The 25,194-nt window shown below is 32.4% G+C and carries 24 protein-coding genes and 1 tRNA gene; 1 reads left to right on the forward strand and 24 read right to left on the reverse strand.

Going from position 1 to position 25,194, the window contains the following annotated elements; all coding sequences use genetic code 11:
* Window positions 1-9: 9 nt before the first annotated feature.
* From GJJ64_RS07155 to msrA, 16 genes are all read right to left on the reverse strand, one after another.
* The gene (locus GJJ64_RS07155; RefSeq protein ID WP_154287038.1) at window positions 10-2,463 is read right to left on the reverse strand and encodes a TraG family conjugative transposon ATPase; all 2,454 of its coding nucleotides are present in this window, start codon (window positions 2,461-2,463) and stop codon (window positions 10-12) included.
* Entirely contained in the window at window positions 2,456-2,791 is a 336-nt protein-coding gene (locus tag GJJ64_RS07160) for a DUF4133 domain-containing protein (RefSeq protein WP_154287039.1), read from the reverse strand. The genes GJJ64_RS07155 and GJJ64_RS07160 overlap by 8 nt, the downstream gene beginning before the upstream one ends.
* Before the next feature lie 2 nt (window positions 2,792-2,793).
* A complete protein-coding gene (locus GJJ64_RS07165) occupies window positions 2,794-3,114 on the reverse strand; it encodes a DUF4134 domain-containing protein (RefSeq protein ID WP_154287885.1) in 321 nt (106 codons plus the stop codon).
* 402 nt (window positions 3,115-3,516) lie between these two features.
* On the reverse strand, window positions 3,517-3,915 hold the full coding sequence (locus tag GJJ64_RS07170; RefSeq protein WP_154287040.1) for a hypothetical protein: 399 nt from the start codon (window positions 3,913-3,915) through the stop codon (window positions 3,517-3,519).
* A gap of 8 nt (window positions 3,916-3,923) precedes the next feature.
* Entirely contained in the window at window positions 3,924-4,745 is an 822-nt protein-coding gene (locus GJJ64_RS07175) for an RteC domain-containing protein (protein WP_154287041.1), read from the reverse strand.
* A gap of 119 nt (window positions 4,746-4,864) precedes the next feature.
* Window positions 4,865-5,803, reverse strand: a complete 939-nt coding sequence (locus GJJ64_RS07180; RefSeq protein ID WP_154287042.1) for a helix-turn-helix transcriptional regulator — start codon at window positions 5,801-5,803, stop codon at window positions 4,865-4,867.
* Between the two features lie 2 nt (window positions 5,804-5,805).
* Window positions 5,806-6,390 carry a GNAT family N-acetyltransferase gene (locus GJJ64_RS07185; RefSeq protein WP_154287043.1) on the reverse strand — a complete coding sequence of 195 codons (585 nt, stop codon included), beginning with the start codon at window positions 6,388-6,390 and terminating at the stop codon, window positions 5,806-5,808.
* Window positions 6,391-6,461: 71 nt separating this feature from the next.
* The gene (gene mobC / locus GJJ64_RS07190) at window positions 6,462-8,510 is read right to left on the reverse strand and encodes a conjugal transfer protein MobC (protein WP_229655492.1); all 2,049 of its coding nucleotides are present in this window, start codon (window positions 8,508-8,510) and stop codon (window positions 6,462-6,464) included.
* A complete protein-coding gene (locus GJJ64_RS07195; protein WP_154287044.1) occupies window positions 8,449-9,657 on the reverse strand; it encodes a relaxase/mobilization nuclease domain-containing protein in 1,209 nt (402 codons plus the stop codon). Before GJJ64_RS07195 ends, mobC begins: the two co-directional genes overlap by 62 nt.
* Window positions 9,624-10,034: a plasmid mobilization protein gene (locus GJJ64_RS07200; RefSeq protein ID WP_154287887.1), complete on the reverse strand. Its 411-nt coding sequence runs from the start codon at window positions 10,032-10,034 to the stop codon at window positions 9,624-9,626. The genes GJJ64_RS07195 and GJJ64_RS07200 overlap by 34 nt, the downstream gene beginning before the upstream one ends.
* A 394-nt stretch (window positions 10,035-10,428) precedes the next feature.
* Window positions 10,429-10,773 (reverse strand): helix-turn-helix domain-containing protein, encoded by a 345-nt coding sequence (locus GJJ64_RS07205; protein ID WP_154287045.1) that lies wholly within the window; start codon window positions 10,771-10,773, stop codon window positions 10,429-10,431.
* A gap of 373 nt (window positions 10,774-11,146) precedes the next feature.
* On the reverse strand, window positions 11,147-11,896 hold the full coding sequence (locus GJJ64_RS07210) for a hypothetical protein (RefSeq protein WP_154287046.1): 750 nt from the start codon (window positions 11,894-11,896) through the stop codon (window positions 11,147-11,149).
* Window positions 11,893-15,288, reverse strand: coding sequence for an Eco57I restriction-modification methylase domain-containing protein (locus tag GJJ64_RS07215; protein ID WP_154287047.1), 3,396 nt, complete (start codon window positions 15,286-15,288; stop codon window positions 11,893-11,895). The genes GJJ64_RS07210 and GJJ64_RS07215 overlap by 4 nt, the downstream gene beginning before the upstream one ends.
* A 609-nt stretch (window positions 15,289-15,897) precedes the next feature.
* Window positions 15,898-17,151, reverse strand: coding sequence for a site-specific integrase (locus GJJ64_RS07220; protein ID WP_154287048.1), 1,254 nt, complete (start codon window positions 17,149-17,151; stop codon window positions 15,898-15,900).
* Window positions 17,152-17,446: 295 nt separating this feature from the next.
* Window positions 17,447-17,520 (reverse strand) — tRNA-Pro (locus tag GJJ64_RS07225).
* Window positions 17,521-17,678: 158 nt separating this feature from the next.
* The gene (msrA, locus tag GJJ64_RS07230) at window positions 17,679-18,221 is read right to left on the reverse strand and encodes a peptide-methionine (S)-S-oxide reductase MsrA (protein ID WP_154287049.1); all 543 of its coding nucleotides are present in this window, start codon (window positions 18,219-18,221) and stop codon (window positions 17,679-17,681) included.
* A gap of 247 nt (window positions 18,222-18,468) precedes the next feature.
* Here msrA and purU point away from each other — a divergent pair, with 247 nt between their 5' ends.
* On the forward strand, window positions 18,469-19,296 hold the full coding sequence (gene purU, locus GJJ64_RS07235; protein ID WP_154287050.1) for a formyltetrahydrofolate deformylase: 828 nt from the start codon (window positions 18,469-18,471) through the stop codon (window positions 19,294-19,296).
* Between the two features lie 720 nt (window positions 19,297-20,016).
* Here purU and GJJ64_RS07240 read toward each other — a convergent pair.
* The 8 genes from GJJ64_RS07240 to pheS all read right to left on the reverse strand — a co-directional run bounded on the left by GJJ64_RS07240 (window position 20,017) and on the right by pheS (window position 25,018).
* A complete protein-coding gene (locus GJJ64_RS07240; protein WP_154287051.1) occupies window positions 20,017-20,583 on the reverse strand; it encodes a DUF4142 domain-containing protein in 567 nt (188 codons plus the stop codon).
* Window positions 20,584-20,647: 64 nt separating this feature from the next.
* On the reverse strand, window positions 20,648-21,520 hold the full coding sequence (cysM, locus tag GJJ64_RS07245; protein WP_154287052.1) for a cysteine synthase CysM: 873 nt from the start codon (window positions 21,518-21,520) through the stop codon (window positions 20,648-20,650).
* Window positions 21,521-21,522: 2 nt separating this feature from the next.
* The gene (gene epsC / locus GJJ64_RS07250) at window positions 21,523-22,338 is read right to left on the reverse strand and encodes a serine O-acetyltransferase EpsC (protein WP_154287053.1); all 816 of its coding nucleotides are present in this window, start codon (window positions 22,336-22,338) and stop codon (window positions 21,523-21,525) included.
* Window positions 22,339-22,436: 98 nt separating this feature from the next.
* Complete coding sequence (locus GJJ64_RS07255; protein WP_154287054.1) at window positions 22,437-22,694, reverse strand: Txe/YoeB family addiction module toxin; 258 nt, start codon at window positions 22,692-22,694, stop codon at window positions 22,437-22,439.
* Window positions 22,691-22,945: a type II toxin-antitoxin system Phd/YefM family antitoxin gene (locus GJJ64_RS07260; RefSeq protein WP_154287055.1), complete on the reverse strand. Its 255-nt coding sequence runs from the start codon at window positions 22,943-22,945 to the stop codon at window positions 22,691-22,693. The genes GJJ64_RS07255 and GJJ64_RS07260 overlap by 4 nt, the downstream gene beginning before the upstream one ends.
* A gap of 44 nt (window positions 22,946-22,989) precedes the next feature.
* Complete coding sequence (locus GJJ64_RS07265) at window positions 22,990-23,565, reverse strand: TetR/AcrR family transcriptional regulator (protein WP_154287056.1); 576 nt, start codon at window positions 23,563-23,565, stop codon at window positions 22,990-22,992.
* Window positions 23,565-23,984, reverse strand: coding sequence for a Rieske (2Fe-2S) protein (locus GJJ64_RS07270; RefSeq protein ID WP_154287057.1), 420 nt, complete (start codon window positions 23,982-23,984; stop codon window positions 23,565-23,567). Before GJJ64_RS07270 ends, GJJ64_RS07265 begins: the two co-directional genes overlap by 1 nt.
* Window positions 23,984-25,018, reverse strand: coding sequence for a phenylalanine--tRNA ligase subunit alpha (pheS, locus tag GJJ64_RS07275; RefSeq protein ID WP_154287058.1), 1,035 nt, complete (start codon window positions 25,016-25,018; stop codon window positions 23,984-23,986). Before pheS ends, GJJ64_RS07270 begins: the two co-directional genes overlap by 1 nt.
* Window positions 25,019-25,194 lie beyond the last annotated feature (176 nt).

The raw sequence follows: 25,194 nt of genomic DNA on the forward strand, positions 1-25,194 counted from the left end.
AGCTTCTTGTTAATCGTTTTCTTTAAGTAATGCAGTAATACCTTGTTGCATACCACCATGAATAAGACTGAGTTCCTGAACTTTTATCTTTTCCTTTTCTTCTGTTGTATAAGTGAAATACTCTTCAGGACTTACTTCAGTTCTGTAAACCTTGCTAAGCTGGCCCCCCAGACTTATAAAGACTTCCTTGTACTTGAGCTTGGGGTCATTAGATTTATTTATTGAAAGTATCTGGACTTTTTCTTTCTCTGTTAATCCAAGGAGATTTTGTATATCATCAAACTTATTCTGATACTTAGATTGGTCTAAGAGAATTTTACAATCAGAATTATTAATAATCGTTTCTTTGACTATGGGTGAGCTAATGATATCTTCCACCTCTTGAGTAACTACGATAGCCTCTCCATAAAATTTCCTTACAGTTTTGAATAGGTACTTGATGTATTCAGCCATCCCTTCTTTAGCGATAGCTTTCCAGGCTTCTTCTATCAGTATCATTTTACGGATACCTTTTAACTTTCTCATTTTACTGATAAAGGTTTCCATGATAATGAGGGTTACAACAGGAAAAAGAATTGGATGGTCTTTTATATTATCCAACTCAAATACTATAAACCGCTTATTTAATAAATCTAGATTATCCTTCGCATTTAGTAAAAAACCAAACTCACCATCTTTATAAAAAGGTTTTAAGACATAAAGTAGATTATCTAAATCAAAATATTTCTCCTTGAGTTTTTCCTTTTTAAGCTCTAAAGAAAAGTCGCTTTTTAAATAATCATAGAAGCTATTGAAACAAGGGAATATCTCTTTATTGGAACGAAGTTTTTCATAATAGCCTTGTAAAGCATTTGAAATAGCTACATATTCAGGTCGCTCTAATACTTCGTCTTGCTTTTTCCATAAAGCAAGAATCAAACTTTTTAGACTTTCCTTCTTTTCTGTATCTAAATGCTCACTCTCTTTAATGTAAAATGGATTAAAACTAATAGGTTTAGTCTCTTCATATGTAAAGTAATATCCATCTACCAGCTCACACAAACCTTTATAACTATGACCAACATCTACCAATAAAACATGCGTTCCTTGATCATAGTAGCTTCTTATCATGTGATTGGTAAAAAAAGATTTGCCCGAACCTGATGGACCCAAAATGAACTTATTCCTATTTGTGCAAATACCATTTTTTATAGGCTCATCAGAAATATCTACCAGTACAGGCTTACCAGTTAATCTATCACCTAATCTTATTCCAATACTAGTTTCAGAAGATTTATAATTGGTTTCGGCATTAAAAAAACATACTGCCTGCTCGGTAAACGTATCGAAGGTATCGTTTAAAGGAAAACTAGCGGCATTTCCAGGTAAACCTGCCCACCAAATCTGAGGAGCACCATCTGTTTCTAATTTTGGTGTAGCATCCATTTTTGCAAGTGCCGCAGAAACTTTAGTTCTCAAACCACGGATATCATCTTTATTATCTGTCCATGCGAAAACATTAAAATGAGCTTTTACTGGTAAACGCTGTTCTGCAATTGCTTCATTCAAAAAATCTTGAGTTGCATTTCTGCTAATTAAATTTTCTCTTGAATAGGCAGACAGAGATTGTAATCGAAGTCTTTTAGCCTCAAGCTGCTTTATAGTTTTAGATGAATCTCCAATAAAGACATATTGGTTATAGATATGATTACAGGGTAATAAGAGACCTAAAGGAAGCGAAAATCCAATACTGAATTTAGTCCTATCTGTACTATAACTATCAAAATTAATGCGTGAAGCACACAAAGCAGGTAGATTTTCTGCATCAGATAAGCTAAATAGTTGACCATAATTCTCTCCTATTTTAATCTCGTCTTTTAGATGTATATCCTTTACAACTCTATCATTTTTTGTTTTCAAGAATAAAAACCGTTCTAAAAGACCTGCCTCTTTTTGAGTACCAATAAGTTCCTCTGTTGTTAATCTTCTTAAGTTTATAAGACCACCATCAATTAAGATTTGCTCGAATTGATTAGCACTATCATAAAAACTAGTTAAAAAAGATGGTTTTAATAAAGAAGGAGCTATTGGAGATTTAATAAATAGACTTGAATTTGATGAATCTGATATTCTTGTATTATAAGCTCTCTTGGTTAAAAACACAAAACAAGTATGTTTAAGATAATTTCTTCCTTTAAAGAACTTGTCACTAGCCTCAGATAGAAATGATTGATTATTGATGGAAGATGTGAATTGACCTTTAGTAAACCAGTCTTGTTTATGGAAACAACTATTTTTAGGCAAAACCTTAATGGCTTTAACCCAACTTTCATGAAAAACTTCAAATTCATGATTAGAAAGACTAAAGATTTCTGGTAATTGTACTTCAAAGGCAATTGTTAAATCACCGTTTTTGGAAATAATAATCTCATTTTCTACCTTATAAATAGGGAATAATGAACTTAATTTTTGTTCTTTAGCCATTTTCCCCTCCTTTACTTTTAAGTTGCAGAAAAACATTTCTGGAACTTGATGAAAGAAATTGGGGGATCTTGCGCTTAGCAATAAACTTTAATATGCCATACTGCCCAAACTCACGGCTTAGCCTGTAAACCATCGTAATCAAAGCCATGCACAAAAGTCCTACAATAGCTATACATAAGGCTAAATGCACCTTGAGGATATATAATATTGCAAATAGTAGTAAAAGAAAGACCAACCCAATTCCCAAATAAACTATGTATTGTGCTTTAAGCCCCTTAAATTCTATAGGTTTATTAATACCCTTATTTATATGATAAACTGTTGCCATAATTAAACTCCAAAAAATGATTGTAAAACAGTAGCTACGATGACAAGGAAAACACAACTTGCAAACCATGATGAAGCAACTTTTGATGTATCATCGTCACCATTATTCCATTTTTGAAAAACCTTAATGGCACCTACTAGCCCTACTATAGAACCAATTGCATACATAAGATTTGTACCTGTAATAAAGTAGCTTCTAACTTTATTTGTAGCTTCATTAATACCTGCATTTCCATCTTGCGCAATTACAGTATTACTAATTAGTATCAACGCCGTAATGATGAGGAGTAAGTTTAATCTCTTCTTGATAATTTTAATCTTCATGAGCAGCAGAATTTGAAAGGTGATTAATAGACTGAGATTCCTCATTTACAAATTGTAACTCTTCTGGACTCACCGAAGAAGTTGAGGATAATTTAACTTGACCAAGTACAGAATGGTGGGAGTCCATTTTACTTACTGGAGCATCATCTTGATATTTACGTAAACCAAGAAAATGTAATAAGTCATTTTGATAAATCCAGAGTAGAATACTCAGATAGTAAATAAAACAAATACCTGAGATGACAACTAGGTACTCGTACCATGAAATAGAAGAAAACATAAACCTTCATTTAAAACACAGCTCCATTGCTGTGATGAAGGCAAATTTGAAAGGAAAGAAAATGGCAAATTCACAACTTAACCCTAAGTTGTGATAGATTTATTAATTGTAAGCAGCATGAACTATTTATCTTTTAAACCAATCCCCCAGTTCCCTATACTTGACTTACTCTTATTCTCTCTTCTTTCTTGCTTGCTATTTCCCAAAAACTTTCTCCAAACTTCATTAATCCGTTCGTCAATTACATGACCAACAGTTGCTGCAAAATCATTATTTTCATCTAGCCTAACCCATTTAGAGTTAATATTAGCAATGCTGATGTAAGAGTCTTTAAATTTTAAATGATAACCAATTCCCTTAAAAGCAATATTACATTCAAACGCTTTTACATAGAATTCGTAAAGCTTTCCTTTGTAGTTTACTTGTACTTTCTTCCAATTGATAAATGGATTTCCTTCCAACACTGGCATAATGAAGATTTTTAGGACTTCAAAAATACTAATATTTTTAGCAAAAATCATAATGAGTTTTACTCAAATCTACTTTCGATTCTTCTATCCAAACTCAATTTAAGTTTATCTAAGAATACAGCTCTTTCCTTTTTACGGTTAGTGATGTCGCGAAACTTGTTGTAATAGTACTTTAAGTCAATTTGAAAGGTATTCTGAAAAAACTCTACAGCAGCTTTAATTTCTATATTTCCATTATTTAGGACTCCGCTTTCTGCTAAGGCATAAATAAGCTCTATTAACTCAGATTGATTACCTGTCCAAACAATAGGCGATTTATTATCCGTAATAATCACTTTATGTACATTATTTTTTTGATGAATAAGAAATTGTTGAAACTGCTCATAGGCTATCAGTTTAGATAATCTATAATCATGAGAGGTAGAAAATAAATCGTCAACCTGATAATCGTCTAGCTCTGCATAAATATCACACCCACATCGAGTAAAATACAGTTGATCTAAATGAGTATCGCCAGTTCTGTAATAAAAACAAAAATTCTGGTTTTGATCATAAAAATTCTTGAGTTTATCTAATTCTAATGATATATACTGCTCTAACACTTTTTCACACCCTATTGGCTTTTTTATGAAAAACTTGTAGACACACATATGGTAAATAAATTGACTATAAAATTGAGGCTTAACCTTTTTAAAAAACTCTACTTCCTCATCAATAGAATGAAAATAATAGTCGGTAATAAAACGCTTCAAAATACAGAGAGCTTTTTTACAAGATATAATATGATACTTCAGCTTTTCACATTCTGTTATTGCTTGGCAATTAACTTGATGTATTTGTCTTTCCAGTGCCTCATATAGGCGATTAGTAAATACTTTCATAAGTAACAGTTTAATGAAGATTGCTATCAAACAACTTTCCTACTGCCACAAAAATCCCTATTAAAAGAGTTAGATACCATACGCAAAAGCTACTAAAACATCTACGTAAAACAACGTATTTAGCCTGTAATAGCTAAAATTACAGCTGGTTGCTCTAATTTACGAATGAGTTCTACTTTACTAGATACACCAATTTTAAGATAGATATTCTGAACATGTGTTGTTACAGTACGCTCAGAAATAAAGAGCTTCTGTGCTATATCCTTGTATTTAAAACCCACCCTTATCAATGAAACAATTTCTGCTTCTCTAGCAGTTAATTGATAAGTTTTATAAACATCATCAAAGTTTGTATTTGAAGTATTTTGAGCTAATAAAATCAGCTCATATTCCTTTCTTGCCTTTGAAATATAACGTGTAAAGAATAAAATGGAAATAAATATAAATCCTCCATTGGTTATAATAACCTCTGTTAATTGATTAACATTATAATAGGAAATAATAGTCATTGAAACCCAGGGAAGAATAGCGCAATACAACGCTATAATTTCAATTATACTACTTTGATATTTTCGATCACGATACTTTTTCCAGATAGCTTTAAAAATAGCCCATAGTATGACGAATGAATAAAAAAATGGAATAACGACGCCATATTCTATAGCTTGATTTAGGTTCTGATTAATAGCATAAAAAACAACAAAAAACACAAAAAAGGGTAATAACAAAAATAAAGGAACTCCATAAATAGCATGAAAGCGAATCTCATTAAGCTCAAAACCTTTGTAAAAGTAGTAAGGGACATAAGACGCTACTGCAAATCCTCCCGCATAAGCTAATATATTCTGTAACACTATAGGTATTGGGATATTAGGATCGGGGAAAAAGCCGCCAGTAATATTGTATACAATAAGTAGGAATAACAATATCAAAAACCAAGAGCGTTGTTTATCCTGAGGCCTATATAAATAATATTGTAATTGATGTAAAAACATAATCGTTTCCAGAACTATGAAAACGAATGTTACCATGTGCATTTCTGTTCCAAAAGCTCTCATAACTAATTAGTTACTCCAACATCACGTTTCAAGAAAAATAATTTATAGCTTAAATCAAGCTCATGATATGTATTAAAGCCAAACTTCTTGTACCAAGGAAGATTTTTTACAGTTGAAGTTTCTAAATATATAGGAAGCTTTTTATTATCACTATCTTCTAATAATTCTGCCATTAAAGCAGATCCTATACCTTTATCTTGATGACTTGGTTCTACCCCAACAAACCATAAATAATAAACTGGTAAGCTTGGTTGAACTTTTTTAATAGCACTTTCTCTTCTCATTGCCTTTGGTATATTTTCTATTCCAATACAATTGATAATAAGCTTGATATCTAAAAGAATTGATTTTAATGAGGTTTGCTTAGTATCAGGATAAAGAATTAAAGCGCAACCTTTTCTATCATCAGAAAGGTAAACATCTCCATAATGACAACACATATCAAAAGAATAAGACATGAGCGCTTTTAATCTCTGAGAGCGCTTCTTATCTTGTTTTACAATAAAATTGACACTTTTATTCTTATCAAAAGATTTAGAAAGAATATCAATGACGAGTTGTTTATCTTGAAAATTTGCCTTAGTCATAGATAAATAATGTTTAATAGGTTAGAAAATTATAACGCTATACCTATTCAGATATTACCATTATTATAAGTCTAAATTTTCAACTCTTCTAAATCAGAATTTAAGTGACTTTCTGAATTATAAGAACTTAATTCTAATGCTACAATTTCTTTAATGTCTTGTTTTACTTGATAGAAATTCTGATTAATCAATTCAGTGTTTACTTCTCTAATAATAGGAATAGGCTTATATCTAGACTCTTCATCAGCTATCTTCTTATGGTTATTTAAAATCTCATTATGAAAAAGTTTAAGTTCTATTTTGGTATTAGGTTCGTCCGAAACTATCCCAACAAATTCACCAGATGAAAGTGAAGCAATTTTTGAAGCAGGGATGGCGTAATCTAAATTTGTAGAATCACTTATTGTTCTGTCATTTTTACTAAGCGTTGTGCTCTGCTTAATTTGATTAATTTTACCAAAACGCTCTGCTAGAAATTTAGCACTATCTCCACTTACCTGTCCAGATATGACATTGCCTACAATATTCAGGATAACATCAGCTTGTTCTTTTCCATAGTCTTTTTTAAGCTGGCTAAAATCCTGTATAGCCATTGTTGTAGCTACCTTATTTGATCTTGCTGTGGCTAATAAAGTATCAATGTTGTTTACATAAATAGTTGGAAATTCATCAAATATTAAACTGCTTTTTATCTTACCTTTCTGATTAATTAACTTCAACATTCTAGAAACATATAAACTCAATACAGCACCATACACTTGTTGTTTCTGTGGATTATTACCCATACAAATAATTTTAGGGTCCTCCTTGTTATTCAAGTCTAAGGTGAAATCATCACCTGTCAATACATAGTATAAACTTGGCGAAGCTAACCTAGCTAAACTTATTTTAGTACTTGCTATTTGCCCTTCTAATTGATCGTATGCTTCATTTTTCCAAGCTGAAACAAATGGACTTATTAACACCTCTATATCTTCCTGTTTAATAAGTAAAGGAAATAAAATTTTATAATCTAACTGCATCAGCTCTATAGCATGAGGAAGCGTACAATAAATTCCGTTATTATATTTTTTGAGATACCATATTATTGCAGTTAAGAAATTTATTGAAGACTCAACAAAAAAATCACCTTGTTTTTTAATCCATTCTCTGTTAAGTCCAAGCATAATAGTTCTAGAGGCTTCTATAGAATCAGATATTTCATTTAGATTATTTGGATCAAGAGGATTACACCTATGCGTTCTGGATAAATCCTCAAAGTTTATGATGTAAAACTTACTTCGATTAGTTTTTTTTGATTTCAGTAAGCTATTGAAGGCAATTTTACTGAGGTCATCATACTTAAAATCATAGAGAAACATACTAAACCCTTTTTCGATATGTTGGGTTATGATATGCCTGATGATGAAGTAAGATTTACCCGCTCCTGGAGTACCAAGTATTAGAGTCCCTCTAAAGGGATTAATAATATTTATCCAACTACGATGATTTCTTTTTGCATATCTATATTGTGATGGCAGATTGATGGAGTATTCATTCTCTAATTTTCTTTCTTCTTGGGGAAACGTCTCATTCTCTTTGTTAAAAATATCTTTTAAAAACTTGTCTTTAGCTATTTTCATCAATTGAATGCCAGAATAAAGCAAACCTAAATAACCAACTGCTGAGATTAAAATATATGAGAATACCGCAACAGTAAATGGTTGGACGATTAATATAGCTCCGAAATATAAAATAAAGCTAAAAACTATTAATACCATAAGCGTCTCCATTTTGTGGAAAATATTTTTAGCCTTTTTCTCTGCTATTACGCAAATCATTAACAGAATTAAAGACAGAACCTTTGGATACCATATATTTTGAAAAACAGGTATAGAATAAATAGCGGTAAAAATTCTAACTAAAATCCTATTATCTCCAATGGGTAGGTTTTGGATATTAAACCATAATTGATAAAAGTGCAAAAGCAGAACTATGATGGATAGTAATCTTAAAAAATCAAAAATCTTTCTTAGACCTTGTTCATTTTCTCCGGTAGCCATATTTCTATTTTTTAATTTATGATTTGATTCTCTTCTTTTTTGAAAATCTCTGTTTAAGACTTTTAAAGGTAGTCCCATCTTGAAAATCAGGTTCTAAAAGTATCTCTACCAGACTATCAGAAGAATTTTGATTGAGAGTATTTATGCGTGGAAGCCTATCGAATAGAGCTTGCTGTTCCTCCTTTGAAGAGACACTTTTGAAATAATCCTGAAATGCGTTTGCAGAATAATATTTACCTAAATCGCTACCATTAAAAACACATTTAGAATTATGGTCTACAAAAGTTATCCCATATAGCCTATCTTCCTTATTAGCTCTATAAATCACTTCTACATTCTTACTGGCCATAGCCAAGGCAAAACCTTTTTGTGAGCAATTAAGTAATCTTGTTTGGTAGATAAGGTTTTGTAAAGAAGCTTTATGAGGTTTCCGCTGTTCTGAATAACTTTGAAATAAAGGTTTTAAACACTTTAAAGTAGGTTTTTCATACATACTACTTGCTTTTATAGGTACACCTACCTTTTGTCCTTTATCATCTAAAGCCCAATAAATCAAACCTTCTTTTAAGAACATTCTCGAATCTTTAGAACCTAAATCTGCAACTACATTAAATCTTCTTAAAATAGCATTTAACTCGGGGATACTGGTGAATTTGTAACTTTTAAGAACTTCCTTTAGAACATTATTAATAGCTCTCTTGGTCTCACATTTACCGTAAATAACCTTTGTTATATTTATATCCTGATTTACTTTCCTATGTTGTGCTGGTATTAATTGATGGTCTTTTTCTATTTGTTTCCTTGTAATTTCAGATTTTGTTTTACCCAAATTGTGTAGACTAATTCTTGTACCATCCGTTCTAATATTCGTACTAACTATATGAATATGCTCGTGACCTGCATCTTTGTGTTGATAAATTAGATACGGTTGTCTTTCAAATCCAATACCTCGCATATAATCTGTAGCAATGATATTCAACTTATCCTTTGATAATTTTTCTCCTATAGCAAAGTTTAAAGAAATATGCACTGCATTGGTTCTTACTCTTTGATTTCTGAATGATAAATTTTCTAAACGATAAATTTTATCTTTCATAGTCAAATGATTTATTTCCATATGAAACGCATTTTGTCCGATTAGCTCTGCTTTATTTTTCATCACCTTATTCTCATTGTATAATAAGGCCCCTCTTAAGCTCTTTCCGCTGATGATTTTTGCGACCATAACTCTGCATAATTTTGTATACTTCCTTTAATTTTCAGGATGCATGGCTCAATGTCATTCTTCAGGGCAGCAATCAGTTTTTTCCAAATTTGAGCATCCGGTAAGTCACCATAAGTATTAAGCTTTCTAACCACTTGATTGAAATTATGCCCAACAAAATTTAGCTCTTGTCTTAGGAAAATAAACTCCTCCATCATTTCATCTAGAGACTGATTTCTATAATTAATTTTAATTGTTTCCCTCAATAAAAGATGTCTAGAGTACTCACTTAGCTTTAAACAAGTTGATTTTTCAAACCCCTTTTGAATGATTGAATACTCGTCTTCTGTTAATCTTACATTGAGCCATCTATTTCTATTATGATTTATTTTACTCATGTCTTTCATAAATTTAAAAATCCAACTTCGGCGGATTTTTTCTATAACCCGGACTGACTTCGGAAGGTAGGGCAAGATTCCGTTTGTGTAACAAACGTACATCTTGCTGACTGCTTCAACGAGGCGGTCCAGTAATAATCGCTTTATTCTTTTTACTTAAAAAAAAGGTTTGCTTTACTTCTCAGATAGGAGTTATTTCTTTGTTTTTGCCACATCCTCTCATTGGCTTTGGCTCGCCAATTAAGCAAAGGTTTTCCTTTAGAATTCTGCCAATTCTTTTTCTCGAATTCAGTAAAAAAAGATTTGGCATCTTCCTTTTCAAAACCTTTTTGAATAAAATAAATTTCTATCTCTCTTAAATTGGGAAAAACAATATTTGGGTTTTTCATTGGATTCAATTAGAGATGTTATAACCATCATTATTTCTAACCTTGTGAACCGACATCATCTTACAGATATCTTCGTAATCATAATAAATAGAGCCACCAATTTTGGTAAAAGGCAAAGTTCCGTTATCCCTCAAAGTCTGTAGAAAGCCATGAGAAATTCCGAGTATTTTTTTTACTTCAGTAGACTTTAGCCATCGCTTCCCCGGCTCACCAGTACTTTCTTTTAAAATTCTTTTAAATTCTAAAAGAATCTCATTTTTAAAGTTTAATAAATCGCCTTGAGTAAGAAGTTGGTCTGTGGTAGGAATTAAAGCTCTAATTCCTTTTCCTTGAGTGCTAGTTGCTGACATAGATATATTTTTGTTCAGCAGCAAAAGAGGTGGGTTTGAAAGTAGAAACTTCACAACCTAAACCAAGGTTGTGAAGTTTTTATTAGTATAATTTTAATTTCCTGAAAATAGTTATCAAGAACATAGATTTTTTCATGTAACAATTCTCACTAACGCATTTTTATTCCAACATATAAAATTTGAAAAAGTTGCACATTCTCTTGTAGCTCTAATCAGAATTAGAACTATAGATTTCTTCGATACTAATTCCCTAGACCTAACACTTTGAGTGTATATGCCAAAACAGTAAATGTAATAGGTTCAACTATAATCATGTTTAAGGAATTGTATGCAAAGTAACAAATGTTATTTTGGTACTATTAGCTATCTGAACTCAATCCAATAATAAATCATAATAGTCTAAAAAGAGATGATAAATTGTGAGTTCCTGCTTATCATCGTCTCTTATATGCTTTGAAAAGTAAGAAAATTTAAACCCATCGATCAACCTGTGTGTATCGTCTGTTAATTTGAAATCTATAAGATTATGTACAGTAGTGATAGGTTTGTGCGAATCAATGCGTCTGTTAATAGAATCTTTGATGACCGGAATTTCAACTCGGCCTTTACTAGATTTCGATTGATCTATCTCCACAAAAGCAACCATACCCGCAATTACTGTATCAGTTTCAGGATAATAAACTCTTTTGGTAAAGCGCTCTATACCACCTACTATATAATATTTCTGACTGGCAGCATTTTTATCAACCCTTTTTGCTTCAAAAGCATAATAATGATTGTTTTGAAGGCTGGGAACTTGGAATTTTATATCTAGGTGACCAATAGTTACATTTTCCTTAGTTTCATTAACGCCGTTATCAACTACAAAATTCTCAAGACCAAATAATCCTAGATTAGGTTTTACATATTTTGTAATCAGATCTCGACACAAGAAATCCTCAATTTCGTTATGTGCCTTAGGACTATCTTGAATTATCTTTATTTTCTGATGAATACCACTACGGCTATACTTTGACTTGCCATCAATAAGTTGATGGTATCCATATATAATTGATTTCAGAAAAGATTCAATATAATATTGTCTTCCGTCGGTTGAAACAATAAATTCTAGTCCATTCATCATGCTTGAGCTTCTTTTATATTCGCTGTTTCAGCTCTTGCAAGAGCATCAATAAACTCCAATAAATCATGATGTGCGACTGCTGGATGCCAGCATTTATATTCATTTGGCTTAATAATATAGAAAGTATTTTTATTAAACCCTCTTACATCTTGTTGAATATATAGATCGCGAGTGACACTGTAGATTCCTAAATTACCAACTTCGGTAAAAAGTTCGGCATCTCCTGTTTGTTGGAAAATAATTCTATTTCCCTCCATAGGTAGCTTATCAACAATGAAATGAAAACCTATGAAATCATCTGCTACATAAACCTTAACAAAGAATGATTGTTCAACTGAGTTAAATCTATGTTTAAAATGATCTATAAATACATTTGCATATTTAGAGAGATATACCTGATCATCCTGCTGCGATAGATCTAGGGCTTTAAAAATATTTCGTTTGCCATATCCCGTTTCTTCAGATCTTTTCAAAATGGGTAAAGCTATTTCAGTTGAATAGTCAATTAATGTTTGTTCTACAGCAGAAATCTGGAATGAGTTAGAAATAAGTAAGCTTAAACGTTCGTAAGCATGTTCCAACTGCTGTTTAATTTTATAAGCATTGTGATCATACATAAATGATCCTTTAAGCTGTTGAATCCATTGTTGAATAGTAATTACTAAAGATGCAATTTCGCTATTACTTACAGCAGGCGATGAAAAAATTTCAGCAAAATCTATTCGAGTGCGATCTATTCCCGCTGAGGAGCTTGTATGAAAAATGTAATAGCTAAAGAGGCTTGAATTTATAAGCCCAGATAAACTTTTTAATACTTCACTAGTACCCTCTTTTACAAGACTTCCAAATCGAGTCTTAATTGCACATACAGTTGATGTAAATGCTAAATCTTCATTCGAATATGCAGCTACAGCTTTAAAGTTGTCCTCTGCTTTTAATCCTTTTTTTACTAAAAGCTTTTCACCCTTAAAATAGTAAGGATCTGGAAAATAACCAACATTACCTTCAACATCTATTCTGTTTCGCCCTGTGATTCTAGAAGTATTATTAAGTGTTTTTCCAGAAGTATCAGCGACAAATTCATCCCATGTCATTGATGGAGACAAATCAAATTGTTGAAACTCCTTTCTAGTTTCTACTTCGAGAAATTTATATTGACGTATTGGGTCGGTTCTTTTTTTATTATTCCCATCTTTAATCTTCAATCCACCCTTAAATTCCAGATCATATTCTTGCATAAAATTAGCGATTGTTTTAAAAGACTTAAGTCGAAGCATAAAATAAAAGTCTAGTAAATTACCATGCAGCATTACTTTCCATAACCAATCGTAACCTCCAAGCCTTTCTATGAATTTTGCTTGAATTACTTTTTTAATGTCATGTTTCTCTATAACAATTGTTCTGAAATAATTAAAAAACCTATTCGGTTTTACTGTAATATGAGTAATAACGTTTTTTATAAGTAATTCTTTACTTATAGCAACACGATAAAACAATATTGCCGGTGCTTGTTTTGCTTTTTCAAAAATTTGATTTCCACCGACAATTTTATTGTTTACAGCAGATAATTCCAAAACTTGTTCTAACACAAAATTACTTAAGAAGTAATTCCGCCAATTCTTAGTGGTAGAATCAGAATTGTAAAGACTTTTACCTGTAACAACTAAAGCTATTTTCATATTAGGGTTAAGATTAAAATCACTAACTCTAACTAAAAAAGCCTGTGATATTTCCAAATTACCGATTTCTAAGTCTAATTCAGGATGAATAACATTCTTTATCAATTTTTGACTTCCCTGTGAAATCTTTAATTCAGAACGATTCCTTTCCAAGATATAATCTTGATATCTCGAACTAGCAACCTTACCCCAAGGTGGGTTACCTAAAATAAAATCAAGAGGTAATTTTTCAGTAAATAATTTATTGAAAGCAGAATTAGTGTTAAAAAAATCTGCAGAAATTCCACCAAAAAGGTTTTGATTTTTTAACCGTTCAAACTTGAATTGCTCTATTTCTATTGGAGTTTTATAATCAAGTAAAGTGATATAAAGAGAAAATATAGTAATTTCAATAGCATCGTCATCTATGTCAATACCATAAATATTATCCTTTAAAAGTTTCCATAAGCGAATGTTATTAAGCTTCTTCTTATCTCCACCCAATAGCAATATTTCTTTCTCAATTACTTTCCGTAGAGTTTCCACTAAAAATATTCCTGATCCGCATGCCGGGTCTAGTATCCGGCATCCCGAGCTGTTATTTGACTCCAAAAAAGGAGTAACAGTTTGAGAAAGAACATAATCTACAATAAAGGGAGGTGTATAATAAGCTTTTATTGAATATTGCTTAGACTGTGTATTAAACTCTTCAAGTTTAGCTATATAATTTTCTTCTTCTTTTCCTATAAAATTTTCATATATATTGCTGATCAATTCAACAGGTATGACTTCAAAATCATAAACCATAAAAAGGGATGGTTGAACTACATATCCTTTGTGACTATTTCCACTTTTGAAAAAATGTGATCCGGAAAATAAGTGATATAATATGCCTAAGTGTTCACTAGTCACATGCGATTGCTCATCATATAAAAGTACTATTTCCCCAGTATCTTCATTAGTATATTCGTCATTCAACGGAAATAGATCTCCTTGATATTTATCTGTTAAATAATAAAAAAATTGATACAATTGCTCCTTATTTAACAACAAATTATTTAAGCTAACCTGCTTTTCTGTTTTTGTGTTCCCAGTGATGTAAGATTGGTCTTTAAAGTCTACATGTCTATCGATCATATACCTAACAAAAAGTAAACGACCTATAAGTCTATTAGCAAGTCGCGGTGCAAGTCCATACCCATCTTGCGCAATCAGAATTCTTCGGGCATCAACAATATTATTCAACAAGAACTTATCAACCTTTGGAACATTTTTAAAATATCGATGATATAGTAATTTCCATGTTTTACCCAAAGTAAGATTAATCAAGGAAAATGTATTTATATCTGTATCAATACTCTTTAAAGTATAATTATGATCTGATTCAAATTGATACCCATGAAAGATATCTAAAGGTCCATGATCATCAGTATTGATAATTACAATTGGAGCCTGACCAAAGCAAAAGGACCACTTCGGAATTTCAGCTCTTTTTTCAGGCTCAGGTTTATCAAAAAATAGGATTATAGGATTATTGATTGGCTCAGGATGCTCTAAATCAACACTACCGTGATGGTGCAGACTGTAAAAAGCATCAGGCTTGATAATATTTTTAAGGACGTTACTAATTCTGTAAGGGAATTTATGTACCCATTGATCTGCCTCTGATAAGTAAAAAAGACCATTTTCCCTTGTATAACCAAGTTGTTGAAAAAGATGTTTTATTCTGTTCACAAATAAGTTAAAGGTAAATGACGCTAAAATTATTAGTATTCTCCGAAATTAGAAATAATATTGTAAAAATAAAACACTTTTAGCATTTAAAGTCAATAATAATTGGCAACTAAGTGTTGTCGTTGAGAAATTCATTTAAACAAAACAACATAAAGCATTTAATTATCACTTTATATTTCAGTTGAAATAATAAAATGGGCTGTTAGAGATAAACGGCAAAAAGCTATTTTATTGAATGTAAATTAGACATCTTGGATTTCCAAAACCGGCCGATAACTATTATTTATATTCTCAATATATTTGCACTTTATAAATCATTTCTAAAAATGGTATAGGGGAAGTAACACTAGAACTTAATGAGACTTTGTAATACTTATACAAATCGAAAGCTCAATTTCCATTTAAAATATTTCTTCATTTTTTTAAAACACAGGAACATTTAATAGTCTGGTAATCAAATAATAATACTTGATATTCAGCTATAAAAAAAGCAGCAATCTCGTACGATTACTGCTTAATTTGTAGCTCGTAGGGAAAATAGAACATTATTTAAATAAAAGGATTAATAATACTAAAAATCAATTTGCAAAATTTTCGACTGTCTTATCTTTAAATGGAATGCGATTTTGTAAGCTGCTTTTCAGACTCCAATTTGTTCTTTAGTGTTTCCATATCAAAACTTACTTTATGCTCTACAACTTTAGCATAAATCTGAGTAGTTCTAATTGAGGTATGTCCAAGCATCTTACTTACTGTTTCTATTGGAACTCCATTAGAAAGTGTTACTGAAGTAGCGAACGTATGCCTAGCTAAATGAAAAGTTAAGTTCTTTTTAATCCCACAGATATCAGCTATTTCTTTTAAATAGCTGTTTAGTTTCTGATTAGATATAACAGGAAAAATAGTTCCACTTGCTAATGACCGAGAATTAGACCTATATTGCTCAACTATTTCTAAAGCCTTAGGCAATAAAGGAACATTTACTAGGGTATCTGTTTTCTCTCTAAGAGTCTTTATCCAATAATTACCATCAATACCTTTAACAATATGAGAAGGCTTTAATTGCATGACATCGATATAAGACATTCCTGTATAACAACTGAAAACAAATAAATCTCTGGCAAACCTAATACGTGGAATATCAATGTGTTTATTTTCAATTTCAAGAAGCTCTGCTTTATCAAGATAGCCCCTTTCTACTTTCTGCATTTTTAGCTGAAACATTTCAAAAGGATTTTTCTCCAACCAGCCTAATTTCACACTCAAACGAACCATCTTTCTAAATCTTTCTAAATGCTTCATTACCCCATTATTAGCCATACCTCTATGATGGTCTATAGGCTCATACTTTCTCAAGAAATATTCAAAGTTTGTAAGAAACTCATAGGATAACTCAGACAAGTAAATATCCTTCTTACTATATTTTTTTATTAAAAACTTTTTTAAATACTTTTCTGTCGTAAAATAGTTCTTTAGAGTTCCGTGTGCTAGCACTTCTTTCATATTAGTATTATGATAATCCATAAGACTAGAAAGTGTGTTCTGCTGCTCCTCTATACCTAGGTATTTATTCTTTACTTGGGTGGCAGAAACAAGTGCCTTACTAGTTACTAACTCCTGATATATATTAGAAAGCTTACCACGATTTTTCTCCAAATAATTATTTAGCTCTTTTAGCTCTTGGGTTTTAGGCTTTGCTAATCCTTTAACATTGTTCCAATCATCCAATTTAATTGATTGTCGTAATGACATTTCTATTCTTTCTCCATTGACAGAAATCCTCACATAGATTGGCGCCTTACCATTTTTAACTTTATTCATTCTTAAAATAAAATGAATTCCAAAGCTGTTCATTGTTCTCATAGTCTTGATTTTAAATTTCATTAACTGATTGATTATTATCTCAAAAACAGAAATGGTAAAACCTTAAAAAGTAGTTCATTTTGATTTATTTAAGTTCATATGAAAAAAACACACAAAACATTAAAAATCAAACACTTAAATACCTATTTGAGAACTAAGGTAATCATTAAATTAGGTCACCTTTTGGTTCTCACGACAAATGAATTATAATGGATTGAAATAGACTATTTAGAAAACAAAAAAGCCTCTAAACATGAAATTTAGAGGCTTTTGAACTCATTTGTACTGAGTTTAGTCGGGGTGGCAGGATTCGAACCTACGACCTCCACATCCCAAATGTGGCGCGATACCGGGCTACGCTACACCCCGATGAGGGTTTTGTTAACAACTTTAGAACCCGTGTCTTTTTTCTAAAGTGGCACAAATGTAGGTTTTAATTATATCTCCTGCAAATTAAAATTAAAAAATACTGTAAACCTCTTCATAAACAGCACTTTATTTTTACATAAACCAATTTGCTCTTTTAATTAAAGTAATTCTGGCTTTATTTTATCTCTAAAACCCTTCAAAAGTTTAACCAATTTAGGTTCTATAACAGCCATGCAGTAGGGCTGGTTCCTGTTTCTGATAAAATATTGATGATGATAATCTTCTGCTACATAAAATACAGAAGCAGGACTAACTTCTGTTACAATCTTGTCTGGATAAACTTTTTCTTCATGAAGCTTAGCTATAACCTGATGAGCTATTTCTGCTTGCTGCACATCTTCATAAAAAATTACCGAGCGATATTGTGTCCCAACATCGGCACCTTGCCTATTTAAAGTTGTTGGATTATGTGTATAAAAAAACACATATAACAGTTCTTCTAGGCTTATCAATGCATCATCATAAGTAATTTGAATAACTTCCGCATGCCCGGTAGCACCACTACACACCTGCTCATAAGTTGGATTTTCTCGCTTTCCGCCCATATAACCAGGCTTCACACCTATTACACCCTCAATAGCCGTAAACACCGCTTCTGTACACCAAAAGCATCCACCACCCAATGTTATTCTTTTTGCCATTTTTGTTATTAACTTATTCAGTAAAAATACTTTTTTTCATAGTTATTATAAGATTAAACAAGTAATTCATTAAAATGTTCCATCCCTACCTTATTGGATAAGCCATCATTTTAATAAATAATAAATGGTACAAACTTATAAGATTAGCCTCATGCGTTTAGCAAAACTCAACAAGGAGCTTTTTTACAACTATTTTAAGAAGCTGTTTAGAAGATATTCGCTATTTTCGAGGGCTTAATTTTCAGCTATGGTAATTGTTATACAGTGTAAAGATAAAATTGGGTTGGTTGCCTTGATATCAGGTGTATTGGCTCAACATGGCATCAATATCTTATCCATGAGAGAGTTTGTTGATACTACAGCCAGCGTATTTTTTGCTCGCATAGTAGTAGACTCGCATGAAGATGCTTCAGATTTACAAGGTGCTTTAAAAACTGTTCTTCCGGAGGATGCCAGTATTAAGGTTAATCCTAATCCTATTAAAAAAGTTATTTTACTGGTTACCAAAGAATACCATTGCTTAAGCGATATCCTCATCAGAAATCATTTTAAAACTTTAGGTGCTAGCGTTGAAGCTGTGATTGGGAATCATCCTGATTTAGAAAATATTTGTCAAAGGTTTGAGGTTCCTTTTCATTTTATCAGCCATGAAGGGAAAGAAAAATATCTTTTTGAAAATGAAATCAAACAGCAAATTCATCAATACCACTTTGATTATTTGATATTGGCTAAGTTCATGCGTATCCTATCGCCAGACTTTATTGCTGATTTTCCAGAACGTATCATCAATATCCATCATTCTTTTTTACCAGCATTTATAGGTGCTAGCCCTTACCGCCAAGCTTTTAACAGAGGAGTAAAACTGATAGGCGCTACAGCGCATTTTGTAACCAACCAATTAGATGAAGGACCAATTATTGCCCAACAAACCATTCCTGTAAACCATACATTTAGCGTGGCTGATATGGTTAAAGCCGGAAAAGAAATAGAAAAAGCGGTTTTAATTAAGGCAATCCAGTTAGTTTTTGATGATAGAGTTTTTGTTTTAGACAATAAAACAGTAGTTTTTGATTAGATAGAAAAAGACATAAAACGCCCATTTAATGACTTTTGTAGAAATTAAGCAGGGTTAACAATGGTAAAATTGCTAGATACAAACGGCAACTATCTAAATAAAGCCAATAAAAACACAAACCAACTGGTTTGTGGATCATCTGCTATTTCAAAGCGCTCGTCTATCATCAAAGAAAAATCTAACAGTTCTTTTCTCATTAATTTTTAATGTATATATTCTAAAATAACAATTTTTATACCAAAAACCAAAATGGTATATATTTAATTTTGAGATAAAAAAAGAGGCAGTCTTAAAATCACAATTTTCTGTTAAGTCGAGGTCTAATACATGCCTTCCGTAGGCAAATATTTCATATAAATTAATATGAAATGACATTTAGGTAGTTCGATAGTCTAGCCTAAGTACAAACAACCGTTTACGTTCAGTTCCGCCTTGGCGATTGCGGCATCTACAGGACTAGCCCTAGCAGAACCTTTAGAAGCAAGCGGCGCAGCGGAGAGTTTTTGGTTACTTTTTGCGGAAAAAAGTGACTTGACATGGCCGGTCAAGAGGCCGGAAAGGTTTGCGTTAAGGCCTAATTTTCATATAACGTCAATGGTAGCGAAGTTGAACCTTTTCTAATTCTTCGAAATCGCTAAGTATGAAAGCAAATCTTGCTTTAGATAATAAAAAAAGCTGCCTGTGAAATAAATCTCAGACAACTCCTTTTAAGCTTCTAAATTATTTCTGCTTTACAGCATCGTGTATAGCTTTTGCCGAATCTAAATGTATTTTTAATTTAGGTAATATTTTACCTGCAAAAGCACTTATTTCAACATCTTTACTTGTTGTAGCTTCTTCAAAAAGTTCTACATCATCTTTATGGTCATCAACCATCATATCCATGTAGGCTTTATCAAAATCAGCACCTTTTTTATTTTTTAAGTCGTCCATCATTTTTTGATGATCTTCTCCCATGGTTTGCGGAAGGGTAACATTTTTAGATTGAGCTAAAGTCATTAACTCTGTATTAGCCGCAGAATGGTCATTAACCATCATTTGCGCAAAGCTTTTAACACGTGGATGATTAGCATTAGCTTGAGCTATTTTGCCTAGTTCAACTTCCATCATACCTCCGCTAGCGGCTTCTACTAAAAATTCTGCAGGGTCGTCTTGTTGGCTGGTTAGTGTAGAATCATTAACAGCTTCTGCACTGTCTACACTGTCTTGATTAGATTGTTGATTATTACATGCTTGCAAAGCGATACCTGCTGCAAGTACGCTTGCTAAATAAAATGATTTTTTCATGGTGATGTGTTTTTTAAATTTAGCACAACAACCCAAAAACCAGACCAAATATTTTTTTGCTTATTTAACCAAATAAATCGCTACTTAAGTAGCGGTCTCCCCTATCACAAGCTATAAATACGATAGTACCACTTTTTAGCTCGGCAGCAAGTTTTAAAGCAGCATAGCAAGCACCTCCAGAGCTCATTCCGGCAAATATGCCTTCTACTTTAGCTAATTTCCTGGTGGTTAAGGTAGCATTTTCTTGAGAAACATCTATCACCCTATCCACCCTTTCTGGGTTAAATATCTTAGGCAAATACGCCTCTGGCCATCTTCTAATACCCGGTATAGAAGAACCTTCGGTAGGTTGGCAACCCACAATTTGTATATCAGGGTTTTGCTCTTTAAGATACATGGATGTACCCATGATGGTTCCAGTTGTACCCATAGAGCTTACAAAATGGGTAACCTGATGGTTGGTATCTCTCCAAATTTCAGGTCCTGTTGTTTTATAATGCGCCAAGTAATTATCTGCGTTAGCAAACTGGTTTAAAAGTAAGTAATCGCCACTAGCTCCTTTTTCCTCGGCATAATCTCTGCACTTTTCTATATCTTCTAGTAAAACTACTTTAGCACCTAAAGCCTCCATGGTTAAAGTACGCTCTCTGGTAGAATTTGCAGGCATCACCAATTCAATTTCAATATCAAACAACCTAGCTATCATGGCTAAGGCTATACCTGTATTGCCACTGGTAGCTTCTACCAAACGCATACCCGGTTTAATATCGCCACGCTCCACCGCACTTTTAATCATATTAAGTGCAGCCCTATCTTTTACGCTTCCGCCAGGGTTATTACCTTCTAATTTGGCATATATTTTAACGTTCGGGTTAGGATTTAAACGCTGAATTTCTACTAAAGGGGTATTACCAACTAAATCTATAATGCCTGCCATAACTAAAACTTCGACTTACTTTTTTCTGCTACTTGTACCGATGATAAATGATAAACAATAGAGTTTTCTGGAACACTCTTGGTAAGCCAAACATTACCACCAATGATACTATTTTTACCAATAACCGTTTCGCCACCTAAAATGGTTGCGCCAGAATAAATCACCACATGGTCTTCTACTGTTGGATGCCTTTTGATACCCGCCATGTGTTTTTCTACACTTAATGCACCTAAAGTAATACCTTGATACAGTTTAACATGATTTCCAATAATGGCTGTTTCACCAATAACAATGCCTGTACCGTGGTCTATATACAGATAATCGCCTATTTCTGCACCAGGGTGAATATCAATACCTGTTTTAGAATGTGCATATTCTGTTAAAATACGTGGAATAAGCGGTGTTTTTAATTTCAATAAGCGATTTGCAATTCTATAAAATGAGATAGCGATAAAACCTGGATAAGTTCTAATCACCTCAAATTCATTATTAGCAGCAGGGTCTCCGGCTAACATCGCAGAAACATCTGTTTGCAAAGTTTGGTAAAGTTTAGGAATGCTATTGATAAAGGTTTGAGCAATTTCTTCGTTATTGCATTCTTTGCAAGCTTGGGTAGCATTAAGCAGACTTAATAGCTCCGTTTCCAACTTATCAAAAGATATTTTAACATCCGCTTCTTGAGCAAAAGAAAAGTTGGTGTATTGCGGAAATAACAAACTGATAAGCTTAATGGCCCAATGGGCAATATCAGAGTTTGGTGGTACATTTTCTGTTTGCTGGTGCTTGTTAAAAATGTATTGATAAAAGGAATTATCCATTTGTATAATCGCTGGGTTTGATTTACAATTTTATGGATTTTTATGTTTAATCTGTGTAAAAAAGCCTAAGTTTTATAACTGTGTTGATACAATAATAATTAATCGTAATGAAACCTACATTTAACTATTAAAATTTCATCATCTTGAACTTTATATATCAACCTATGCTCATCATTTATTCTTCTAGACCAATATCCTTTATATTTAAATTTCAATGGCTCTGGCTTACCTAAACCGTGAAAAGGTGTTATTGATATATCTTTTAATAAATCGTTAATTTTTGATAATAACTTTTTATCAACTTTTTGCCAGTACAGATAGTCTTCCCAAGATTCATCTACAAAAATGTATTTCATGATTCAATTAAATCCTTTGGGAAAGACCGTTTATTTTCTATCTTTTCAATTGCATTATCTAAACGTTTCTCATTAATCCTAGAACTTAATTCATGTTTAGTAGCTAATAAAGAATTGTACTCATCTAAAGACATGATGACGACACCATTATCTTTACCTCTATTGATAATTAATGTTTCAAAGTTTTTAGAAACTTTATCGAGATAATTTTTAATGTCTTTCCTAAAGTCGGAAATTGTAGTTGTCAACATATTTTGTACAATTAGATGTACAAATATAATTAAATATTGGTATTCTATAAAGCCGCTTTAACCAAATAGGGTAATATTTCTTTTTGGAAGGATATAAAGTTCTTACGCACATCGGCATCGCTAACAGAGGTAAAAGCAAAAGAAAAAATAATGCTCTTGCTGGCTTTAATTAAAAATCTTAAACGCTCTGCATAGTTATTGCCATCGTTAAATTTTTCAATAGCAATAAACTCGTTATACAGTAAATTCTCTAACTCGTCTGATAGTTTTTTTAAAAATTCTTGAGAATTGGTAGACTCACGGATAAAATCCCAGCCGATAAACTCGTTACAAACGGTATAAGATAACCTACTAACCTTTAAAATTAAGCTTTTAAGATGCTCTTCTTTAGAGATTCCTGAAGTGTTTTGATGCACCACATCATTAACGCTTATTTTAAGATAATCCATCAAAATGGCATGTAAAACAAGCTCCTTACTCTCGAAATACTTATAAATAGTAGCTTTCGCGATTTTAGCTTTCTTAGCAATCTCGTTAACACTGGTTTTATGATACCCGTATTTACGAAATAAATCCTGAGCTGCTTTTTTTATGCTTTCTTTGATTTTATCTATTTCCATTAGTTTGTTATCGATATTAGATTTCCATTGATAGAGACCCTGTACCTCTTTAAAGGTATAGTTGCTGGCGCTTTAGCGGGCGAGCCATCTTGTAAATTAAATAAAGCGCCACTCACTTTATCTTCTACTAAGTTGCCTCCAATAGGTACTACAGCATTTTTTTGTACCGGATTAACCGTACTGCAACGGTCATAAGCTCTGATACTGCCTGCATTGTTATATAAAATTAATCCGGCAACCCCAACAGCTGTATTGGAAACTATTCTTACATTACCCGGACTGGTGATGCCTTCTAACTCACCACCAATTAAAGAGCCATTGTAATTAACAGGCACATCAGGAATTAAACTTTCTTTATTGCCGCAAGCGCTAAAGAAAACTAATCCGAAAATTATAACTGTTAATTTTTTAAGTATCATTAAATAATCTCTGATTGAAATTGTTTCAAGAAACGGATATCGTTCTCAGAAAATAAACGTAAATCTCTAATTTGATATTTCAAATTCGTGATACGCTCTATACCCATTCCAAACGCAAAGCCCGAATACTTTTTACTATCAATACCTACGTTTTCTAAAACGTTTGGATCTATCATACCGCAACCTAAAATTTCTACCCAACCACTTTGCTTACACATTTGGCAACCATCGCCTTTGCAAATGGTACAAGAAATATCCATTTCTGCAGATGGCTCTGTAAAAGGAAAATAAGACGGGCGGAAACGTACTTTTGTACCCTCACCATAAAGTTCTTGAACGAAGTAGTACAAGGTTTGTTTCAAATCTGCAAAAGACACATTTTCATCAACATATAAACCTTCTACCTGATGGAAAAAGCAGTGTGCTCTGGCAGATATAGCTTCATTTCTGTAAACTCTACCTGGCATTAAGGCTCTAAAAGGCGGCTTGCCAGCTTCCATTAAACGTACCTGAACAGATGAAGTATGTGTTCTTAAAGCGATATCATCTTGCCCGCTATTTTTCTTGATGAAAAAGGTATCCTGCATATCTCTGGCCGGATGCTCTTCTGGAAAGTTAAGCGCCGAGAAGTTATGCCAATCATCCTCAATTTCTGGTCCTTCTGCAACAATAAAACCTAGTCTTTTAAAAATCTCTACAATTTCTTTCCTCACTAAAGAAAGCGGATGTCTTCCTCCGGTTTCTACACCAAAGCCTGGTAAAGTTAAATCATTAGGGATATCGCTTTTTGTTGATTGCTTAGAAAAAGCATCTTTAAAATCATTAAACTTGGCTTCTGCAAGCTGTTTAAACTGATTTAATACTTTACCTAAAACACGCTTTTCTTCTGCAGAAACGGTTTTAAACTCTTCAAAAAGATCTTTTACAATACCTTTTGTACCTAAAAATTTTATTCTGAAATTCTCAAGCTCTTCTGCTGTTTTGGGTTCAAAAACCTCTATTTCACTAGTGTACTGACTGATTTTAGACTGCATAGGTCACAAATTTAATAAAAATAATTGAGGCATTAGAAGCATGCATAAGCTCAATCTTAAAAAACTTTTTTATTTTGAAAATAAGAACTTCAGTTTTTTACACGTTTATGCTATATTTATTGAGATGATGCAGCGTGAAAGAATTGCCATCATATTAGCCAATAACAAAGGCTTAT

Source organism: Pedobacter puniceum (assembly GCF_009674685.1).
Classification (GTDB): Bacteria; Bacteroidota; Bacteroidia; order Sphingobacteriales; family Sphingobacteriaceae; genus Pseudopedobacter; species Pseudopedobacter puniceum.

Excerpts from the sequence above, each read along its gene's own strand:
- GJJ64_RS07155 (WP_154287038.1), bottom strand. The coding sequence starts at position 2,463 with ATGGCTAAAGAACAAAAATTAAGTTCATTATTCCCTATTTATAAGGTA.
- GJJ64_RS07160 (WP_154287039.1), bottom strand. The coding sequence starts at position 2,791 with ATGGCAACAGTTTATCATATAAATAAGGGTATTAATAAACCTATAGAA.
- GJJ64_RS07165 (WP_154287885.1), bottom strand. The coding sequence starts at position 3,114 with ATGAAGATTAAAATTATCAAGAAGAGATTAAACTTACTCCTCATCATT.
- GJJ64_RS07170 (WP_154287040.1), bottom strand. The coding sequence starts at position 3,915 with ATGATTTTTGCTAAAAATATTAGTATTTTTGAAGTCCTAAAAATCTTC.
- GJJ64_RS07175 (WP_154287041.1), bottom strand. The coding sequence starts at position 4,745 with ATGAAAGTATTTACTAATCGCCTATATGAGGCACTGGAAAGACAAATA.
- GJJ64_RS07180 (WP_154287042.1), bottom strand. The coding sequence starts at position 5,803 with ATGAGAGCTTTTGGAACAGAAATGCACATGGTAACATTCGTTTTCATA.
- GJJ64_RS07185 (WP_154287043.1), bottom strand. The coding sequence starts at position 6,390 with ATGACTAAGGCAAATTTTCAAGATAAACAACTCGTCATTGATATTCTT.
- mobC (WP_229655492.1), bottom strand. The coding sequence starts at position 8,510 with ATGGGACTACCTTTAAAAGTCTTAAACAGAGATTTTCAAAAAAGAAGA.
- GJJ64_RS07195 (WP_154287044.1), bottom strand. The coding sequence starts at position 9,657 with ATGGTCGCAAAAATCATCAGCGGAAAGAGCTTAAGAGGGGCCTTATTA.
- GJJ64_RS07200 (WP_154287887.1), bottom strand. The coding sequence starts at position 10,034 with ATGAGTAAAATAAATCATAATAGAAATAGATGGCTCAATGTAAGATTA.
- GJJ64_RS07205 (WP_154287045.1), bottom strand. The coding sequence starts at position 10,773 with ATGTCAGCAACTAGCACTCAAGGAAAAGGAATTAGAGCTTTAATTCCT.
- GJJ64_RS07210 (WP_154287046.1), bottom strand. The coding sequence starts at position 11,896 with ATGATGAATGGACTAGAATTTATTGTTTCAACCGACGGAAGACAATAT.
- GJJ64_RS07220 (WP_154287048.1), bottom strand. The coding sequence starts at position 17,151 with ATGAGAACAATGAACAGCTTTGGAATTCATTTTATTTTAAGAATGAAT.
- msrA (WP_154287049.1), bottom strand. The coding sequence starts at position 18,221 with ATGGCAAAAAGAATAACATTGGGTGGTGGATGCTTTTGGTGTACAGAA.
- purU (WP_154287050.1), top strand. The coding sequence starts at position 18,469 with ATGGTAATTGTTATACAGTGTAAAGATAAAATTGGGTTGGTTGCCTTG.
- GJJ64_RS07240 (WP_154287051.1), bottom strand. The coding sequence starts at position 20,583 with ATGAAAAAATCATTTTATTTAGCAAGCGTACTTGCAGCAGGTATCGCT.
- cysM (WP_154287052.1), bottom strand. The coding sequence starts at position 21,520 with ATGGCAGGCATTATAGATTTAGTTGGTAATACCCCTTTAGTAGAAATT.
- epsC (WP_154287053.1), bottom strand. The coding sequence starts at position 22,338 with ATGGATAATTCCTTTTATCAATACATTTTTAACAAGCACCAGCAAACA.
- GJJ64_RS07255 (WP_154287054.1), bottom strand. The coding sequence starts at position 22,694 with ATGAAATACATTTTTGTAGATGAATCTTGGGAAGACTATCTGTACTGG.
- GJJ64_RS07260 (WP_154287055.1), bottom strand. The coding sequence starts at position 22,945 with ATGTTGACAACTACAATTTCCGACTTTAGGAAAGACATTAAAAATTAT.
- GJJ64_RS07265 (WP_154287056.1), bottom strand. The coding sequence starts at position 23,565 with ATGGAAATAGATAAAATCAAAGAAAGCATAAAAAAAGCAGCTCAGGAT.
- GJJ64_RS07270 (WP_154287057.1), bottom strand. The coding sequence starts at position 23,984 with ATGATACTTAAAAAATTAACAGTTATAATTTTCGGATTAGTTTTCTTT.
- pheS (WP_154287058.1), bottom strand. The coding sequence starts at position 25,018 with ATGCAGTCTAAAATCAGTCAGTACACTAGTGAAATAGAGGTTTTTGAA.